This is a genomic window from Flavobacterium sp. CF108 (assembly GCF_900129795.1).
Taxonomy (GTDB): domain Bacteria; phylum Bacteroidota; class Bacteroidia; order Flavobacteriales; family Flavobacteriaceae; genus Flavobacterium.
In genome coordinates this window covers 199,453-221,644 of record NZ_FQWW01000006.1, presented here as the reverse complement: position 1 = coordinate 221,644, position 22,192 = coordinate 199,453, and the positions used below count along the sequence as shown (strand labels likewise).

The window sequence follows — 22,192 nt, the reverse complement described above, 5'->3', positions numbered from 1 at the left end:
ACTTAAATAAATTACGATTTATAAGATGGAGATTTGATAATCATCCTCTTCGACTTCATCTTCTTCCTGATTAATAAATTGATTGCTATGCGAGAGAATATCCTCTAATGCAGCTATATATGCATTGGCTAATTTTTGAACAGTCTCTTTTTTGTAACGTTTTGCATCATAGTTCCAATCTACTTGTAAGCTTCCGTCTATAATGATACTGTCTATAGAAATTTTATGCGGGTTTGCGTTTTGTTTCGCTACATTTAATCCTGTAGATTCAGAAGCTAAATCAACCTTGCTGTCCTTTTTTGCATCCAGAACATTTGTAAAACTTCCCAGATAGTTAAAAGTTAAATCCTCATAGAATATTGATAAGTCGGATTTAATTTTTTCAGATTTCGATTCAAATTGCAATATATTATATCCAATTCCTTTGTTAGGAACACCTCTTAGCATATCCTTTGTGTCTGCGATTAAAATACCTATATCATCTACTTCTCTTAAGTCTAAGCAAACAGGGTAAACACTGGTAAACCAGCCTGTTGTTCTATTAATATCTACATCTTCGAATAATTCTTCTCTACCGTGTCCTTCTAGAGCAATAACTACTTTAGGGGCATCTATCCATTCTGATAATGCTATTGTTAAGGCACTTATTAAAATATCATTAATCTCTGTTCCGTACATAGTATGCATTTCATGTACAAGCAAATGAGTTAAAGCAGGTTCTAAAGAGATTCTGATATTTTCAGTCTCGTTATAAGTGATTTGTTTGTCGTAAGATGTATCTACCGGCAGCGGAGAATAATTAGATAAAGCTTCTTTCCAATAGATATATTCGCTTTCAAGGTTAGCTGTACTTGCATAACTATTAAGCTGTTCTACCCATTGACGGTATGAAGTTGCTTTTTCTGGTAAAGACAGTTTGTTTCCAGATGAATGGTTCTCGATAAGATTTATAAGATCTTCTGTTAAGATTCTCCACGAAACTCCATCTACTGCCAAATGATGTATTGCAATAAACAAACGATTCTCTTTTTCTTCGTGCGATGTTTCAAACAATACAAAACGAGCCAAATCGCCTTTAAAAATATCCAGATCAGCCTGGTATTTTGTACCTATTTCAGGAATATCTTTTAAAGAATATACCTGCTCTATGTGCAATTTTGGAATATAGGATTCATATTTTTGCAAAGGGTATATTGAGCCTTCCTTTTTATAATAATTCATTCGCAAAACGTCGTGGTGTTTTACCAATTCAGATAGGGCAAAAACAAGGTTTTCGTTTGTAATTGTTTTTGAAACTTTAAGCAATACAGATTGATTACTATGATTAACTGCTTCGTACCCTCTTTTAAAGAAAAGTTTTTGAATGGGATGTAACGGCACTTCTCCTTCTAAAAGTCCTGTCTCCTTTATTGCAGTATCTGCACTCTTTAAATGCAGTACAATCTCAGCAATAGTCTGGTAATTAAATACGTCTTTTACCTGAAAATGAATGCCAATTGATTTACTGCGGCTTGCCAGCTGAATGGCTTTAATAGAATCTCCTCCCAGTTCATAAAAATTATCATGAATACCTATTTTTTCTACGCCTAAAAGTTTCTGCCATATCGCAACCAATTGTTTTTCTAATTCTTCTACAGGTGCTGCATAGTTGTCACTAAATTCGGGAATTGGCAATGCATTTCTATTAATCTTACCTGCGGTAGTTGTAGGAAAAGCATCTAAGCGAACATATACTCGGGGAACCATATACTCAGGCAGTTTGGTTTCCAGAAATTTTTGTACAGCAGCATTACTAATTTCCTGACTGGAAACGATATAAGCAACAAGCTGCTTACTTTTTGTATGGTCCTCTCTGATAATAACTGTAGATTCCTGAATTTCTTCTAAACTGTCCAGAACAGATTCAATTTCTTTTAACTGAATACGGTGTCCTCTTATTTTAACCTGGTCGTCGATTCTTCCTGCATATTCAATTCTCCCTTGAGAATCCCATTTAGCCAAATCTCCTGTTTTGTAGCATATCGAATTGTTTATCGATACAAACTTTTCTGCTGTTAAAGATGGATTACCTATATATCCTTTTGATACGCCACGTCCGCTTATATAAATTTCACCCACTACACCTACTGGTACAGCTTTAACATTAGCATCGAGAATGTATATTTTTGTATTGGCGATAGGGCGGCCTATTGAAATTTTTTCATCTTCTAATGAAACTTCAATTGCAGTACATCCTACAGTGGTTTCGGTAGGACCGTATTCATTATAAATTTTACAGCTTTCATTGAGATCTTTTATAATTTCAATATGGCTTTTCTTTAATTCCTCTCCTCCGCAAATGAAGATTTCGACATTTGTTTTTTGAATGTCCAGATCTTTTATAATTGTAACGTGAGTTGGGGTTAACATTAAAGTATCAATTTCCGGATTGTTTAAACATTCCTCCAGTAATTGATCCATGCTCTTTTTTTCACTGCCTATATAAAGTTTTTTTCCTCTGGTTAAGCTTGTAAAAATTACGGTTACAGATAAATCAAATGACATTGAACTTATTAATCCCCAATTGCCTTGTTCGATATTTTCGAAATAATAGTTATTTCCCCAGGAAATAAAATTAAATAAGTTACCATGAGAAATCATACAGCCTTTAGGCTTGCCCGTAGAGCCAGATGTATAAAGCAAATAGGCTAAATCATGAGTGGTTACTTTAGGCAGTTCTACCTCATCATTTTGTTTCTCCAGCTGCGCTGTATTTATCCAATTATAAGATTCTAGTCCGGCAGGCTGATCCTCAATGTTGGTAATGATATTTGTACAAGAACTTTCTTCCATCATATGGATTGTACGAGAGTTTGGAAGCCCCTGATCAATTACCATATACGAAGCCCCTGCTTTCATAACCGAAAGAATAGCCGTTATCATGTCTGCAGATCTTGTCATTCTAAGTGCAACAACAGATCCTGATTTTACTCCTGAATCGATAAGATTTGCTGCCCAAAGTTTTGATCGTAAATCAAGTTCTTTATAAGTAAGATGTTCCTCTTCAAAAACAAGAGCCGTTGCTTCTGGATTTAGCAAAACCTGCTCTGCTATTAAGTCTAAAACGGTCTTTTCTTTATCGTAATCTGCTTCGGTATTATTAAATTCAATTAATAACTCTTCTTCCTTTTTAGTTAAATAGTTTAGCTCTTTTATATATTCAATATCATCTAAAAGGCTTTCAAAAAGTGTTTCAAAATGTCCTTTAATATTTAAGATACTCTCGTCTGTAATAAGTTCATTATTATATTGTAATATAATTTTCAGCTTATTTAAAGAAGCATAAACATCTAACGTAATTGCATAATTTGTATTTGTATCTCCTTTTAAATTTTGCATTCTTAGCTCAGCATCGATACTTGGTGCATCCTCTTCATCAAGGTAATTTTGAAAAGAAATTAAAGTATCAAACAAGGAACCTTTTAAATTACTTTGAGATTCGATATCGTTTAATGCTAAATCACCATATTCTTCTCTTGCAATTGTATGTCCTTTTTGTAATTCCTGTAACCAGTCTGCTATTTTAGCATCTTTATTCAGGGTACTGCATACAGGAATTGTATTCATGTACAATCCTATTTTTGCTTCTATATCTTCTTCTTTAGAATCTCTTCCTGATATTATTGCACCAAATGCAACAGTCTCATTTCCTGTATATTTCGATAATAAGTAAGCCCAAGCTCCCTGCAATAAAGTATTTTCGGTAATGCGGTGTTTTTTTGTAAAAGCTTTTATCGATCCATTAATTGTGAACTCTATTTTTTTGTTGCCAAATAATTTGTTGCGCAATGTATTATCCTTCACAAACGGAATATAACTTGGTAATGTAATATCTGAAAGATAGGTCTGCCAATAAGATAAACCTTTAGCCTCATTTACATTTGAAATATGACGAAGATGTGATCCAAAATCATCTAAGGCTAGTTCTGGAAGTACTCCTTTTGTTTCTAATTGTATATAAATAGAATGGAAATTTCTCATTATGTTTTGAACAGACCATCCATCTAGTATAATATGATGATGTGTAAATACAAAACGGGTATCATCTTCTCCAAACTTAATTAGGGTCATTCGAAACAACGGAGCTTCTTCTAAATTGAAACCGGCTTCTTCATCTGCTTTTAAAAACTTATCAAATGCTAATTGAAATTCTTCTTTTGATAAGCTGCTATAATCCAACTCATTAATTGGCAGCTGAACCTGATCATAAACAGTTTGAACAGGAATATCCAAATCCTGACCAAAAACTGCTGTTCTTAAAACCGTATGCTGCTGTAATAAATACATCCAGCTTTTGTTAAAAGATTCTCTGGAAATTACTCCTTTTAAATCGCAATGAAACTGGCATATATAAGCCGATTTATCATCATCATATAAGTTGTGAAACAAAAACCCTTTTTGTAAAGGTGTTAATGGATACACATTAGAAACCTTACTTTCATGTACAGGCATTTCTAAAAAATCCTTCAGTTTTTTATTGGTTATAGTAGTTGGCAAACCATAATCACTTACAGTTTTAACTTTATTAAGCGAGCTGTTTTTCTGGCTGTTTAAAAAAGTGATTAGCTCCTCTTTATTTGATTTGATTATTGACAAAAGCTCTTCAGATAGTTTATTATCTGTTCTTTTCATCACCTTCAGTTCATTATCCTTCACAAATAATGAAATTCCATTACTTGTAAGAAGCTCAATGATTTTATAAATGTTTTTACTTTTCATTTTAATGATTTATAAAGAGATAATTTCAAAATCTTCGTCTTTGGTTTGATTTCCACCTTGATTAAAAATGTCATTACTATAAGAAAGAATATCCTCTAATGCAGCTATATAAGCATTGGCTAATTTTTGAATCGTTTCTTTTTTGTAACGTTTTGTATCGTATTTCCAATCCAGATATAAAGTCCCATCTACAATAATACTATCTACAGCTATCTTATAAGGATTTACGTTTTGTTTTGCAATATTTAACCCCGTAGGTTCTAAGGCTAAGCCAATACTGTTTTTCGTTTCTTTAGAAAAACTATTGTCAAAATCACCTAAATAGTTAAAAATTAAATCTTCGTAGAATATTGATAAGTCAGATTTGATTTTTTCAGATTTCGATTCGAATTGCAATACATTATACCCAATTCCCTTGTTAGGAATATTTCTTAGCATATCCTTTGTGTCTGCTATTAAAATACCTATGTCGTCTACGTCACTTAAGTCTAAACAAACCGGATAAACGCTGGTAAACCAACCTGTTGTTCTGTTAATATCTACATCTTCAAATAATTCTTCTCTTCCATGTCCTTCTAAAGCAATAACTACTTTAGGAGCACCTGTCCATTCTGATAATGTCATGGATAATGCACTAATCAAAATATCATTGATTTCTGTTCCGTACATACTATTTGTTTCATGTACCAGTAAATGGGTTAAAGCAGATGGTAATGAAACCTGAATCTTTTCTGTCTCTTCATAACTGATCCTTTTATCGTAAGATATATCTACAGGCAGTGGTGAATAATTAGATAATACTTCTTTCCAATAGATATATTCGTTCTCCAGTGTTGCTGTAGAGGCATAAACTCTTAAATGTTCTCCCCATTGGCGGTACGAAGTTCCTTTAGCGGGCAGAGAAAATTTACTTCCAGACGAATGGTTCTCGACAAGGTTTATAAAATCTTCTGTTAGAATTCGTAAAGAAACCCCATCTACAGCTAAATGGTGTATTGCAATAAATAATCTATTCTCTTCTTCTTCCTGCGATGTTTCAAACAATACAAAGCGAGCTAAATCACCTTTAAAAATATCCAGGTCTGATTGGTATTTTGTACCTATTTCAGGAATATCTTTTAAAGAAAGTACCTGCTCTACTTGTAGTTTTGGAATAGACGATTCATATTTTTGTGAAGGGTATAATGAGCCCTCATTTTTATAAAAATTTATTCGCAAAACATCATGGTGTTTTACTAATTCTGACAAACCAAAAACAAGACTTTCCTTTGTAATTGCTTTTGATACCTTAAGTAATATGGACTGGTTATTATGGCTGATTGCCTCATACTCTCTTTTAAAGAAAAGTTTTTGAATTGGATGTAACGGTACATCTCCGGCCAAAAACCCTGTCTCTTTTATTGCTGTATCTGTACTCTTTAAATGCAGTGCAATCTCAGAAATAGTCTGATAATTAAATACATCCTTTACCTGAAAATGAATTCCTATTGCTTTGCTTCGGCTTGCCAGCTGAATAGCCTTGATGGAATCTCCTCCCAGTTCATAAAAATTATCATGAATACCAACCTGATCGACTCCTAAAAGATCTTGCCAAAGCTCTACAAATTGTTTTTGTAATGTTTCTGTTGGTGCAACATAATTATTGGCAGCTTCTGGAGCCGGTAGCGCTTTTTTATCGATTTTACCACCATCTGTCATTGAAAAGGCTGATAAGTGCACATAAACTCTTGGCACCATATATTCTGGCAGGTGCTCCTCTAACAGCTCTTGAATTTCTTTGTTTTTAATCTCTTCCTCACAAACCACATAGGCAACTAATTGTTTACTATGGTTAGAGTCTTCATTTACCATAACCACAGATTGTTGAATTTGAGGTAAACTATTTAAAACCAATTCAATTTCTCCCAGATGTATTCTATATCCTCTTATTTTAACATGATCGTCATTTCTTCCGTGGTATTCTATATTACCATCATTTAACCATTTTGCCATGTCTCCGGTTCGGTATACTCGCTCTTTATTAAACATCCACTCAGAGTTGAATTTTTGAGCAGTAAGTTCCGCGTCGCCAACATATCCTAACGCTAATCCATCGCCGGCAATACATAATTCTCCTATAGTTCCTATTGGAGCTAAATTGCCATATTGATCTGTAATGTAAATTCTTTCGTTAGGCAGTGGTTTCCCAATTGGAATGTAATCATGAAGGTCTAATTGTTCCGGATCTATTTTATATCCTGTAGAGTCTACGCAGGCTTCAGTAGGACCATAAAAATTATACAATTGTACTCCTGTTCCCAGTTTTGAATAAAAAGTCCTAACCAATTCCTTTTGTAAAACTTCACCAGCCAATATCCAGCTGGATAAAGTATTTAATGTGCTGTTTTCTGTCAGTGCATCAACAAAAAAGCGAAGATGTGTTGGAGTACCATCTGACAGGTCTATTTTATTGTCATTATAAAAAGCTATCAATTTAACCCCATCTTTACGAGTTTCATCATCTGTTATATACAAACTATGTCCTTGTAATAATCCTCCAAATATTTGCTGTACAGATGCATCAAATGCATAGGATGCTAATAATGCTATATGTAAAGTTTTATCTCCATACGAATTATAAACACGGTTTTTTAACCCTTTTACCAAATTGATAACACTATTATGTTTTATCATTACGCCTTTAGGCTTTCCTGTAGATCCTGATGTAAAAATGATATACATCAAATCCTCAGCTGCTATTTTTGGTAATGCTGCTTTATAATCCGGTGTTATTAAATTATTTAGTTCTTCAACATTGATATAAGTATACGATTCCAACTCTATTGGTTTTTCTATACTATTTGAAATGACCACTTTTGCGTTACATTCTTCAAGCATAAAAACCACACGGGAAATACGCTGAGCAGGATCTATAGGCACATAAGATGCCCCTGTTTTCATTATAGCAAACATGGCCGTAATCATATCTACAGAACGCGTCATGATAAGACCTACAACGTCTCCTGGTTTTACATTGCATTCCATAAGATATCCGGCCCAGTTTGTTGACTGATGGTCGAGTTCTTTATAAGAAATACTTTTTTCTCCAAAAACAACAGCAGCGGTTTCTGGTTTTAATGAAACCTGCTCCGAAAATATATCCAAAACCGTTTTCCCCTTTTCGTAAACTTCTTCGGTATTATTAAACTCTTCTAATAGTCGAGAAATCTCGTCATTAGATAAAATTTCGATTTCTTTAAGTGCACCATTTTTTCCATCTAAAACCCAGTCAATAATGTTGTTGTAATAAGAAGCAAAACGTTCTACAGTTTCTTTTTTAAATAAATTAGTTTGATAGTCCAGATTAAAAACACTGCTGTTTTCTTTTTCTACCACACGCAGTACCAAATCAAATTTTGAGAACATATTAGGATGATCTATTTTAGATAATCGCAAGCCTGGCAGTTCTACACCTGACCAATTGAAATTATGGTACTCAAAAGTGACATTAAATAGAGGATTATTGTTTGCATTGGGTTTTAATTCTAATTGATTTAATAGTCGGTCAAATGAATATTCTTCGTTAGCAAGACAATCTAAAACATGTGTTTTAACATTATCCAGAAACTCTAAAAATTCTAAATCTCCTTTTGCAGCGCAGCGCAGCGGTAATGTGTTAATAAATAAACCTATTAAATTTTTAAATTCACTATGCCAGCGGCCAATTGTAGAAGTACCAATTATGATATCTTCCTGATTGGTTAATTTTGATAGTAAAACGTAAAAAATTGTCAGGGTTAAGGTTGGCATTGTTACTCCCTGCTGCTTACATATATCCTCTAATTTTTTTCTTTTATCTGGATTAATTTCAAAAGAAACCGTACTGCCATCAGCATTTTTTATATTAGATTTAAGAAAGTCAAAAGGCATGTTTAAAGTTTCTGGGACCACACTATATTCCTGTAACCAGAACTCTTTTTCGGCAGTTAATTCTTTCTCTCTCAGCTTTTTTTCCTGCCACTCCACAAAATCTTTATATTGAACACTTAATTCATCTAATTGTCCTTTTCCATACAAAGTTTGAAATTCCTCTATCAAAACCTCAAATGAAGCCGCGTCTATAACAATATGATGAATGTCTAATATGATATTAGTAATTACATTGTTTTCTTTACTAATCAATACTCTAATTAAAGCAGGCTCGCTTAAATCAAAAGGCTTGATATGTTTTTTTAGTAATTCCTGGATATTTTCTTCTTCATTCTCAATATATTGAATGCTGAAATCAACTTTATCATGAATTTTTTGTATTGGTTCTCCATCTAAATCATGGAAAGAAGTCCTTAAAATTTCATGTCGGCTGATTATTTTTTTGAAAACTTCCTCGCATAATTGAACATCTAAATCGCCTTCTACTTTTAATACTACCGGAGTATTATAAGAGATTGATTCTGTATCCATTTGATTCAGAATAAATAATCTTTTTTGAGTACTAAATAACGGATAATATGATTTTACAGGAGCAGACTCAATTGTAACAATTGATTTTCCCAGAGAATTTTTAATTATTTCTAATTGATCTGCAAAATTGGTGTTTCTAAATAATTGGCTGACATCTAAACTTATTCCAAATTCCTTTTGGATTTTTACTGCCAAAATCCCTATTCCTAAAGAATTTCCACCTAGATGAAAAAAATTGTCTTTTGTTCCTACTCGTTCAATTCCAAAAAAGTCCTGCCAAACTTTAGCCAGCTGTTTTTCTAAATCAGTCACCGGAGCTACATAAGAATCGTCTTCTAAATGTTTCTTAGCTTTTTCAAATTCATCTAAAAATGCATCGTATTCTGCATTCAAATACTTATCACGCAGTACATAACGTTGGATTTTTCCGCTTGTTGTTTTGTGTATTTTTTCTACAGCAATTACTTTTTTTACAGTAACACCAATGCGTTCGCTTATTATCTTTTTTATAGCATCTGCCAAAACAACAAAATCCTTAACCTCACCTAAATAATGAACAAATACAAATAATTCGTCCTGATGGCTTTCTTCATTAAAAACATTACATGAAACTGCTTGCTGAAATTTTATTTCAGGCAATTCTTCTATTAAACTATCTAAATCATTAGGGAAATAATTTTGCCCATTAATGATAATCATTTCTTTCTTTCTGCCTGTTATAATCAATCGGCTGTTATGAATAAACCCTACATCTCCTGTATTGAACCATCCATCATTTGAAATTACTTCCTGAGTTGCTTCCTCATCATTATAGTAACCCGCGGTCATTGCAGGGCTTTTTAATTGAATAATGCCAAGTGTATCATCTAATAAAGTTTCTCCTGTTTCATTCGTAATTTTTATCTCAGTACGATTGTAGGTGCCTAAATCTGCAAAAGAAGCAGTAGTACTGGAATTTGATTCCAGAAACTCAACCTCATCCCCAATGCTTAATTTATGTCGATTTAAAAAATGTTCTTTAAAACCATCTTCTTCATTATATAAAGACACTCCCAAAACAGCTTCGGCAAGGCCATAACTAGGGCTGACAGCTTCTTTTTTAAAACCATATGGTTTAAGCGTTTCTGCAAATTTTCTACAGGTTTCAATAGATACTGGTTCAGCACTATTAATCATTAGCCTTAATTTGTCAAAAGAAAAATCTTCTAATTTTGCTTTCTCAATATTTTCGAGAACATGCACATAACCAAAATTTGGTGAACCCGAAATAGTGATTTCATTTACAGATAAATTTTCCAGCCATAATTCAGGACTTGAAAGAAACAGCATTGGCGGCATTAAAAATTGATCAGCATTAGCCAGCAATGGTAAAATGTGAAAGAAAATTAATCCCATGTCATGAGTTAGAGGCATCCATCCCAGAAACTTGTCTGAATCCTGAATGCTGCATTTTTCCAATGACATATTGATATTATATAAGATACTATCTTGCTGGTTCATTACTCCTTTAGGAGATCCTGTTGATCCCGAAGAAAATTGAATGAATACCAGATCTGAGGATGTACCTGGGACAGCTGTTGCTTTTTGAGTATAGGCTAACTCATCATAATATATAATTTTTGATAAAAGTTGTTCTATTTCTCCATCATTCCCCAAATTAAAATCCTTTATAATAGATGTTAAAAAAGAAGCATCTGTTATTATAGATGGATTTTTAAGTTTTTTCCATACTTTATTAAGCTTTTGAACAATATCCGAAGTAGTTCCTAATACGATAGGAACTGGTATAAAGCCACCTAACACACAAGCCCAAAATGTAATTACAAAACTCTTATTTGACTGAAATTGAAATACTATTTCATCTCCGGGCTTTAGCCCTTTTTCTTGTAAAGCATATAATTTATAACCGGCTTCGAGATATAGTTTCTTATACGATAAATACTCAACTCCATTATTTCCTTCAATAAAAGTAATTCCAGATTCCTTTCCTGATTTAATATTTTCAAGAAAAATGCTTTGTATCGTTTGTCCGTTCATTTCCATAAAATTCTGTTCGTTTTAAACTTGTACATTCAAATTCACTTGTTTCAAAATCATTTCAATTATTATGGCAGACAATCCATTTACAGAAGGCAGCGCAAGGATTTCCATAGAAGACATTTTTAACGCAAACTTGTTGTTGATCACCCTTAGTAATTCAATTGATAAAATCGAATCGATTCCTAAAAAACCTATCCCTTTATCTGATTGGATTCTATCTTTTGGCATTTTTAATATCTTGGATAATTCTTCTTTTAAGAATGTCACAACAAATTCCTGTTGAGAAATCCTGGTTAAAGAAAGCAAATCACTTAAGCATGCATCTTGTTCCTGACTTAATCCATTAACAGATCCCAGATTACTATCAATTAAATCTTTGAAAATAAATTGTCCGCTTTCCTTTAAATTGACACTTAGAAGTTCCCAGTTCAAATCAAAAAAGCCTATTTGTGTTGGTTTTTCATGAAGTATTTTTTCTAATCCACTCAAAACTTGTTTGTTTGTAAAACTTCTAATTCCTACTCCCTGAAGAATCATTTCCAGATTCTCGCTTCTAGATACTACACCAGATTCTGAAAGAACACCAAGATTAATTGTAGTTGCAGGTAAGCCTTGACTTTTTCGTACGTAAGCAAATGAATCTAACAAGGCATTTGCAACAATGTAATTGGCCTGCCCAACATTCCCTATAAGTGAGGATATTGAAGAAAACAATACAAAATTGTCAAGCTTTAAGTTTTTAGTTAAGTAATGCAGGTTCATTGCACCATCAACCTTTGGCTTTAACACTTTTCTAAATCTATCCTCATTCATATCAATTAAAAATCCGTCGTCTAATACCATAGCGCAATGGAAAACACTTGAAATCTCAGGAAGATCATTTTCAATTTGAGAAAATACATTGTTCATCTGGTCCATTTCGGCGACATCTGCCGCATAAACCTTAACATTGACATCTTTCTTTTCCATTTCGGCAACTGCCTCTCTTTCTAATGAAGTACTAAGACCGCTTCTGCTTAAAAGTGCTAAATTTCTAACGCCATTATCAACCAGCCATTTCCCTATTTCAAAACCTAAACCTTTTGTTCCTCCGGTAATTACATAAGTTTTGTCGTTTTTAAAAATCGTATCTCCTTGTTTTTTGACGTCTATAAACTGGTCTTTAAAGTTTATGACTACTTTACCAATATGATTCCCTTCATCTATAAGTTGAAATCCGTCTGATATAGTCTTAGGCGTAAACACTTTTACAGGCAAGGTTTTTAATTCTCCAGATTTAATATAAGCTGAAACATCATTTAATAACATCGAAATTTTCTCAGGCCTCTCACTTATCATTCTGTCCATATCTACAGCTATGTAAGAAATGTTTTTGTTAAAGAAATGCATTGAAAGCGAGAAATTATCTATAATATCCTTTTTACCTATTTCTAAATAAGTTCCATAAGAAGCTAAAATGGACAAACTCTGATAAAGCATTTCTTTTGGTAATGCACTTAAAATAACATCAACTCCCTTACCTTGAGTATCTTCTAAAATTTCTTTAGCAAAATCAAGGCTTCTTGAACTATATACATGATTAATTCCTATAGATCTTAGGTAATCCATTTTCTCTTCGCTCCCGGTAGTCGCGTAAATTTCAGCTCCTACCAGATTGGCATAATTAATTGCCGCTAATCCTACACCGCCGGCAGCATTATGTATAAGTACTCTGTCGCCTTTTCCCAGATTTGCCTTATCTCGTAAACAATACAGAGCAGTAAGATAACTTAAGACAATATTTGATTCTGCTTCAATTAAATTTTCAGGGCATTTTACCGCTAAATGTTCAGGCGTAGTGGTATAAGATTGAAACGTACCTGCGGCAAGGGCGATAACTTTATCTCCTACTTTAAACTTGGTTACTCCAGCACCAATCTGGGTAATAATTCCAGCGCAGTCAATTCCTACTGCATTTTTACCATAAGTACCTTCAAGTGCTTCAGAATAAATTTTACCAGATACTTTTAAATAATCTTTGAAATTAATAGAGGTATTTTCTATTAAAATTTCGATTTCACCAGCCTTTAGTTCTGCTCTTTCCGTATTTTCAAAATATAAATCTTCTAATTGTTTAGATTTTGAACTCACTAATTTCATTGATCTATCCTTAAAGAATACATTTTCAAGGGATAACACTGAATCTTTTGCTTCTCTTTTTTTCGTGCCTTTTCTAAAAATTTTATCTTGTCTGATTGCAATTTCTTCAAAAGGTTTTCCAGAGTATATTTTATACAGGGCAATCTTCCAGTCTTCTTTTGAAATAAGCAGACTATCGGTTCTTTGAAAATCTATCAATCGAACCTGCCATTTTGGTAATTCATTTACAATAAGTCTTCCTAAACCATGTGAAACTGTAGAGGTAATTGAGGTAATCTTATCTTCTTCATTAACAATCTGACTTCCATAAGTTATCAGGTTTAAAGTAAGTTTATGATGTGATTTCTCAGAAAAGAAACGAACAATATTTAAAAGTGGTTTTATTTGGTTTAAGCATTCTTCACTTACTGTCAAATTTTCATTAGTTTCCTGATTATCTGCAGGTAAATAAATTAATGTAATATCAGACTGGAAATCATTTTCTGCTATTTGGAGAATGCTTTCCAAATTTTCAGGATTTACCATATAATAATTTTCGCCTAATTCTTTAAAACTAGTTCCTGCTTGTATAACTACAACACGACCTGCCAGTTGTTTTAAAAGAGGCTCGCATAAAGAATAATCATCTGCAAAAACATAGGTTACACCTGTGGTATCCGGAATAGCATCAAAACCTGCTTTTTCTTCGATCCAATTGTTCTCAAACAAGCAATCGTCAATAAAAGTATCTTCTTCCTCAACTTTTACATTCAATTCTTGACATTTGAAATCTTTTATCTCAATTGCTACGTTACCTTTTTCATCACAAATAGACATATCAATTACTACTGAACTATCTGAACGTGATATTAATCGTGAATAACAGATAAAATTGGTTCCCGGAGGAAAATAACAGTATATTTTCCCTATTGATACAGGTACAAACTCCGACTCATCAAATACAACTACTGATTGAAAACAGGCATCTAACAAAGTTGGGTGAATGAAAAATTCATCCTGATGTTCAATCGCTGCGTGGCCTTCTATTTTGGCAATTGATTCTTCTTTTGATGAATCAATATTTTTTATGGTTCTAAAGTAAGGACCGTAATCAAGTTTAGATTTGCTCAATCTTTCATAGATCTGTTCTTTGGAATGTACTATATTTAAACGATCAGATATTGCTTTTAAATCTAACTGCGAAGCACTTTTGATATAATCACCTATAATAAATTTACCTGTAGCTCTTTGTACCCAGACAGTTTCATCGCCCACATCTTTACTGTCAATGCTAAAATTGGAATTTTTTGAATTATAGGAAGTATACAAGTCTTGTACCTTCAAATCATCCAGAACAAGCATTTGATGAAACTTTATATTTTCAAGACTAAAAGAATTTCCCTGGCTTATTTCCTGCTGATAAAATGCTATTCCTGCAACTACATAACCAGCGCCTGGAAATACTACTCTATCCTGAACAACGTGATCATTTAAAAAAGGGAAAAAATATTTATTAAGCTCTACTTTATAGGTTAATTGCGGAGCATTTATTAGCTGGTTTAAAAAAACATTTCCTTTACGTCCTATTCTATTTTCAAGAGAAGTATTAGACTCCTGCCAATAATATTCTTTCTGCCATGGGTATGACGGTAAAGAAAGGTGCGGCAGTTTATTAACCCATCGCTCCCATTTTAAAGGAACTCCAAGAGTAAACAGGGCAGCAATATTTTCAAAGAAATTTAATTGCTCCGGTTCTTTACGATTAAGAGTTTGTAAAAAATGACATGCTTCATTATTCTTCATGCAATCCATCATTGCATTTTTCAAAACCGGATGTGGTCCAACTTCAATAAATACATTGTACTTATCTTTCATTAAAGAATCCATTGTTTTAGCAAATAGAACGGGCTGGCGAACATTTTTCCACCAATAATCATTATTTATCTGCTCTCCTGAAATTTTTTCTGCTGTTACAGTCGAATAAAGATCAATAACTGTTTCTTTTCCTTTAAGCTCTTTAAGGGATTCCAGAAGTTCATCCTCGATAAGATCCATTACAGGGCTGTGGTAAGGAACTTCAACATCCAACAGACGGTGAAATATTCCAGACGATTCATATTTTTCAATTAATTTTTCAAGACTTTCCTGATTACCTGCTAATGTTACTGAATCAAGGCTGTTTATTGCAGCAATAGAAACATCTTTGAATTCTTTAAAAGTTTCATTGGCTTCTTTTTCAGACAGGCCAACTGCCAGCATAGTTCCTTTACCAGCTGTTTTATGCTGTAAACGGCTTCTGTTGTAGCTTACCAGTAATGCATCTTGCAGCGAAAGTGCCCCTGAGATATAGGCCGATGTTACTTCACCTACACTATGTCCCACTACTGCATCTGCATTAATTCCATAATGCTCCAGTAATCTGGTTAATGCAACCTGGATAACAAAGTTTGCTGGCTGTGCAATGGATGTTTCTTTTATATTGGATGTTTCTTCAGGTTTTTGAAGTTCTTCTAAAATTGACCAGCCCGAAATGATCTTAAAATAATCATCACATTCCTGAACTGCCTTATAAAAAACGGGTTCTTTTTCGATGAGTTCTCTACCCATTTTCCACCATTGCGGCCCCATTCCTGTATATACAAAAACTATATTTGGTTTCTTATCCAGAATATTTCCTGCAGTTACCCCTTTTACTAAAATATCTTCTTCAAATGCTTCTATTTTTTCGATTAATTCTTCTTTTGAAGATGCAACAATTGCTAACCGATCTGAGTGAAGTGATCTTCTGTAAATAGCATTACTAAGTATCTGTGCAAAATTTTTGTCTTTATCTTCAATATGCGATTTATATTTAGATACAAGTTCTTTTAACGCATTTTTACTTCTTGCGCAGATAGGAAAGATAAAATGATCCTTTTTTTCTAAATCATATTGAACTTCTTCTTTACTGGAAGAAAACTGTTTTAAAACTGCATGGGCATTTGTTCCCCCATAACCAAATGAATTTATCGAAGCATAAGAATCAACTCCTTCCGGAAGTTTTTCTAATAAAGTAGGTACTTTTAATATGCTGTTTTCATAATTTAAAGCCGGGTTTGGAATATTAAAATGTAAGTTTGCCGGAACTGCATTATTCTTAAGGGACAATGCTGTTTTAATTAATCCTGCTACACCAGAGGCGGCTTCTAAATGACCAATATTAGTCTTTACAGATCCTACCAAACATTTATCTCTATCATCAAATAAACTCTCGTTCAGAGCGCTAAATTCAATAACATCCCCAACTGCTGTACCTGTTCCATGGGCTTCAACATAATGAATATCTTTTTTAGTTACGCCGCTTTCTTCGTATACTTTTTGTATAAGCTGCATTTGAGAATTTTTATTTGGTACAGTTATACCATTTGTATTCCCATCTTGGTTTACACCAGTTCCGTTTATTAAGGCATATATTTGATCGCCATCTTTTACAGCTTGTTCATAAGGTTTTAAAACAACTACTCCGCCGCCTTCACCTCTTACATATCCAGCTGCATCGCTATCAAATGTTTTACAGCGGGAATGTTTAGAAAGAAATTGACCTTTGCTCATAACCAGAGAAACCTCTGGCTTAAGTAATAGATTAACACCTCCTACCAAAGCCATAGAAGATTCTCCTCTCCAAATACTCTGACAAGCATAATGCGTTGCTACCAAAGAGGATGAGCATGCAGTATCGATAGTAATAGAAGGTCCTTTTAAATCCAGAAAATAGGATAATCTATTGGAAAGCATTGTTAATGAAATTCCTAAAGCTGTGTGGGAGTTTATTAAGTGCTTGTTTTCAGCAGCTGTTTTTAGCAGATAATTATCAAATGTGAACCCTCCAACAAAAACTCCAGTGTCAGAACCTCTTAATTGTTCAAGTGACATTCCTGCATCTTCAAGAGCTTCATAAGCCACCTCGAGCAATATTCTTTCCTGAGGATCTAATGATTCTGCCTCTACAGGCGAGATTCCAAAAAACATTGGATCAAAATACTCTATTTCCTCTTTTAAAAATCCGCCTTGTTTAGCTTTGATTTTACCAGCTTTTTTTTCATTCTCGTCATAAAAGCGTCTGTTGTCCCATCTATTTGATGGTACATCTATTACTGCATCTGTTTTGTTTAATAACATCTCCCAAAATTTCTCTGGAGAGGAACTTGACCCTGGAAATCGGCATCCAATACCAACAATTGCGATAGGTTTATTTTGATCTTTCATAATTTATTTTGAAAATGTTGCACATTTTTTTATTGTATTTTATGGATGTATATTTATTGAAAATCAATTCATTACACAACCAACAACTAACTTTTTTAGCTTTAAAAAAAATCAATTAAATACCTGTCCACTTAGGCATAGCTAGTGGTAAATACATAGGATACTTAATAGAAATTAATTATTGAATTCTATCTTTATGGAACATGAATTTTTTAAAATTCATGGTAAACCTTTAGGAACGACTAATAGAATTTAAAGGATGTTCTTTTGAGGTAGACCAAATTTTACCGCATATTGTAAAGAGTACAATAACAAGGGTCATTATGATTACACTTAAAAAATTAATCCATTGGATACCTACACTGTACGCAAATACCTTTGAAACCTGTATAACTGTGAAATACGTTAATATAAGACTGATTGCTAATGCTATACTGTATAAAATCATATACTCTTTTAGAATAAGTAAGAAAAGACTTTTAGTACTTGCACCCAATACTTTTCGTATGGCAATCATTTTTTTCTGCATGGTTAATGAAAATGCGATCAAGCTGTATAGACCAATGATTACCAACAAAATAGAGATAACTGAAAATAGAATGAATATCTTCATAACATTTTGTAATGCGGTCATAAAACCTTCATCAAACCCTACATCCAAAAATCTAAAATCAACAGGTACATCAATAAAATTTGTATTGAAAGTTTCATTAATAAACTTTTGAGTATCTGTTCTGTTGCCTCCTCTTGTTTTTATACTTACAAGAGAATAAGCTAAGTCATCAGTATTCATTGATAACATCATTGGTGGTATTTTTTGAAATAAAGAGAATTGGTTAAAATCTTTAACAACACCAATAACTTTTAAACGACCGTCATCTAACGTTTTTCCTATTGGATTTTCCCATCCTAAAAGTTTAGCCGCGGTTTCATTAATAACGCACGAATTTTGGGCGTCGGTAGAAAAATCCTCAGAAAACCATCTTCCTTTAAGCATTGCCAGCTTATAAGTACGCTGAAAATCATAATCAACAGAATAAGATGACATTAAAATTTTATCATTTGCTTCTGCACCTTCCCAGTTTAATTTTATTTCATCTCCTGATGCAAAAAAGGGAGCGCCGGTTGAGATGGAATAATCTATAACATTTGGGTTTTGAAGTAATTTATCTTTTATAACTTTAAGCAATTCCCTGTCTTCCGGATTAGGAGTTTTAATCCAGGCTAATAGAACATCTTGTTTATCAAATCCGGTATCCTTGTTATTTAAGTAATTGATTTGTGATATAATAAAAACAGAAAGAAATATTAAAGGAAAGGCGATTAATAATTGAAAAAGCACCAGACCTTTTCTTAAAAAAGTACGTCTTTTAATAGAAGTAATTCCTTGTAAAATAGAATTTATTTTTAATGACGAAAGATACATTACAGGATATAAGCCACTTAAAAGACCTAATGATATAATAATAATAAATACCTTTAAAAAGAACAGCCAATTGCCGCTAAATCCTAATGACAGGTTTCTGTCTACAACTAAACTAAAAAGAGGTAATATAGAACTTACTAATATTGATGAAACAATTATAACCCCAAATACCATTAATAATGATTCGATAATAAACTGATATCTCAATTGTCCTTTCGAAATACCCAAAACTTTTTTCATTCCAATTTCCAATTCTCTGTTGACTAATTGGGTAGTTGTAAGATTTATATAATTTACAGTTGTTATAAAGCCTGTAAAAAATGCCACTGCAATAAAAAGATAAATAACAATTACATTATTTCGTATACCTCCCATAGCATCACTTCGTACATCTAATGTTTTAAGGTAAATATCTGTAATTGGCCTTAGGCTTAACAGCTCAGTTGTGCCTTCTTGTTCTTCAACATGATTTGCTAATGTTTTTTCTATTTTTTTTGATAGTTCATCAACCTGATCTTTATCTTTTACCTGAATATATGTGGCTACATAACTTTCTGCCCATCCTTTTTCAGGTTTTATACCATAAACACCTTCATAAGAACTATACGAAATCATATACTCCATATTCATGTGAGAGTCTTTTCTATAATCAGCAAAAACTCCTGTAACTGTAAAGTTGTGTTTCTTGTTTATATAAACCGTTTTTCCAATGGCAGCTCCATTTGGGAATAGTTTATCTGCCAATGACTTTGAAAGCACAATGCTCATTGGCTGGCTCAAAGCAGTATTTTTATCGCCTTCTAAAAAATCAAAGCTAAACATAGACAGAAAATTGCTATCTGTAATAAGCCCTTCGTTTCTTGGAAATATTTCATCGCTTACCGATAAATAATTGCTTACAGTTCTGGCCCCCACAGCATTCCCTATTTCAGGAAATGATGATTTTAATTCTTTAGCCAGTTCATAAGGTGTAGAGTCAAAAATTTGACTTTGGCTTTTATCATTAACGGTTCTTTCAACTCTAAACAAGTTTTCACTATTTTCATTAAATGCATCATAATTATTTTCATATGATATATATAATGACATTAAGATGATAGCCGTAAAACCAAAAGACGTTCCTAAAAGATTAATAAAAAATGTTTTTTTATCTTTCTTTAATTGTCTTAATACTAATAAAAAATTAAGTTTTAACATGTTTAATATATTTTAGTAATTTAAATGTGTTCTGATAGTTTAAAAGCTTCTTTATTGAGATGTACAATTTTGCCCATTTCCATTTTATAGATATTATCGGCTATGTCAAAATATTTATCGTCGTGGGTAATTATGATCAATATCTTTCCTTCATTTCTCATTTTTGTTAATAAGTCATTGTAAAAGAAATCTCTAAATTCCGGATCCAAATCAGCAGCAACCTCATCAAAGAAATAAACAGATCTGTCTTCTAAATATGATTTTAAAATGGCCAAACGCTTACATTGTCCTTTAGATAGATCTATAGTGCTGAAAACGCCGTCTTCAATTTTAACTTTATCAGATAACTGAAGCACATCCAGCCATTCGTATACCTGATCTAAGCGGTTTTCTTTTATATCATATATCTTTTTAAACAAATAAAAATCACTATAAATAACTGAAAAACACTCACTTAATTCTTTTGAAGTAACCACTTTTCCATTAATCAGAATTTCTCCTGACTCTGGCTCATAAAGGCCGATAAGTAATTTTAGAAAAGTTGTTTTACCGCTTCCGTTTCCGCCAATTATGAAAACTAATTCGCCACGATCTGCTTCAAAGTTTATTGGTCCAATTCCGTAGGTAATGTCTTGTTTATCATTTTCACCCTGATACTTGAAATAAACTTCGTTAACACTTATTTTTTCAACTTTTACTATTTCTACTTCTTCAGTAATATCTCTGTATGATACTTCATCGACATCTGCATTTTCAAGGAAATCATTAATCCTTTTCCATGAAACCTGTACATTTATTATTTGTGGAACTCCGCTTATTAAAGCCCCAACAGGCCCCCATAAGTACAGAACCGCAATTACATAAGCTGTAACAAGTTCTTTATTAAAATCAAAAATTACCGGAAAAACTAAACATGAAACTCCTACTGCGATGGTAAAAGAAAGCTCTGAAAATAAAGCAGCATCAATTCCTGCATTAATATTTTCCTGACTGGCATCGTAATAATCTTTACTTACTACTTTTAGATCTGATTGAAATCTGTCTCTTTTTACTTTATGCAAAACCAGCTCCTTGAATCCGTTAAGCAATCCAGATAGTAAACTTGTATAGTTTTCTCTTTTTGATCTTGCTTTGTGTCCTGTTCTTTTAAGTCTGCCTGACATTAAAAATAAAAGTCCAAGTATTATTACAGTTACGCCAATAAGCATTAGTGAACTAATTATGTTTAGAGTAAACATATATACCAAAACCATCACGGTAGTGATAAAAGTGGTGTAAATATTAACTACATTTTGCGAAAACCCAAAAATGGCATTAATATCATCATTCAGGATTGTATAGATTTTTCCTTTGGCAAGTTTTTCATATTTTCTATATGGGATTTTAAAAATTTTGTTAGCTATAATTATATTAAACTTATGAGCTATTAAAATCCCAAGGCTTGCTGTTTTTCTTTTACTTAACCTAACAGTGACAATATAAATAAAGGTGGTTACGGCAAAGAAGAACAAAAGGTATTTGGCTTCTATATCATCAGTAACAAACTTGCTGATAATCATAACATTTATAGCACTTGCAATTCCCGGAAATAAACTTAACAACAACAATTGCGAACCAATATCGTAGTATTCGTTTTTATGAGGAAAAAAAGTTGAAATTCTTACTAAAGCGTAAAAACCTAAAATAATAATACCCAAAAACAGTACTGCATTTTGTGCCTCTACATATTGGTATTTGCTGTCTAACCAAAAATCTTTATCATAAAGAGCAATTGGTATATAGTAAAGCGCGACCAGAACTGGTAAAAGCACTAGAAAGCCCTTGAAATAACTGTAAACTTTTTTATATGAAAAATCTACTTCTCTCTTTTTATTTATTTTTTGAAAGATTACCAATCCAAAAAACACCAACCCTAAAAGAGCAATAATGCCATTAATTAAATACAATTTGTATATTATATTTTCCATA

At 32.7% G+C, this 22,192-nt stretch carries 5 protein-coding genes; all 5 read right to left on the bottom strand.

What is annotated here, in order from left to right; all coding sequences use genetic code 11:
* Nucleotides 1-18: 18 nt before the first annotated feature.
* The 5 genes from BUE10_RS17395 to BUE10_RS17375 all read right to left on the bottom strand — a co-directional run bounded on the left by BUE10_RS17395 (nt 19) and on the right by BUE10_RS17375 (nt 22,191).
* Nucleotides 19-4,758 carry a non-ribosomal peptide synthetase gene (locus BUE10_RS17395; protein WP_073487133.1) on the bottom strand — a complete coding sequence of 1,580 codons (4,740 nt, stop codon included), beginning with the start codon at nt 4,756-4,758 and terminating at the stop codon, nt 19-21.
* Nucleotides 4,759-4,767: 9 nt separating this feature from the next.
* The gene (locus BUE10_RS17390) at nt 4,768-11,241 is read right to left on the bottom strand and encodes a non-ribosomal peptide synthetase (protein ID WP_073487131.1); all 6,474 of its coding nucleotides are present in this window, start codon (nt 11,239-11,241) and stop codon (nt 4,768-4,770) included.
* Nucleotides 11,242-11,256: 15 nt separating this feature from the next.
* On the bottom strand, nt 11,257-17,601 hold the full coding sequence (locus BUE10_RS17385; protein ID WP_073487130.1) for a type I polyketide synthase: 6,345 nt from the start codon (nt 17,599-17,601) through the stop codon (nt 11,257-11,259).
* Nucleotides 17,602-17,833: 232 nt separating this feature from the next.
* Nucleotides 17,834-20,224 carry an ABC transporter permease gene (locus BUE10_RS17380; protein ID WP_073487128.1) on the bottom strand — a complete coding sequence of 797 codons (2,391 nt, stop codon included), beginning with the start codon at nt 20,222-20,224 and terminating at the stop codon, nt 17,834-17,836.
* Between the two features lie 20 nt (nt 20,225-20,244).
* The gene (locus tag BUE10_RS17375; RefSeq protein ID WP_073487126.1) at nt 20,245-22,191 is read right to left on the bottom strand and encodes a cyclic peptide export ABC transporter; all 1,947 of its coding nucleotides are present in this window, start codon (nt 22,189-22,191) and stop codon (nt 20,245-20,247) included.
* Nucleotide 22,192 lies beyond the last annotated feature (1 nt).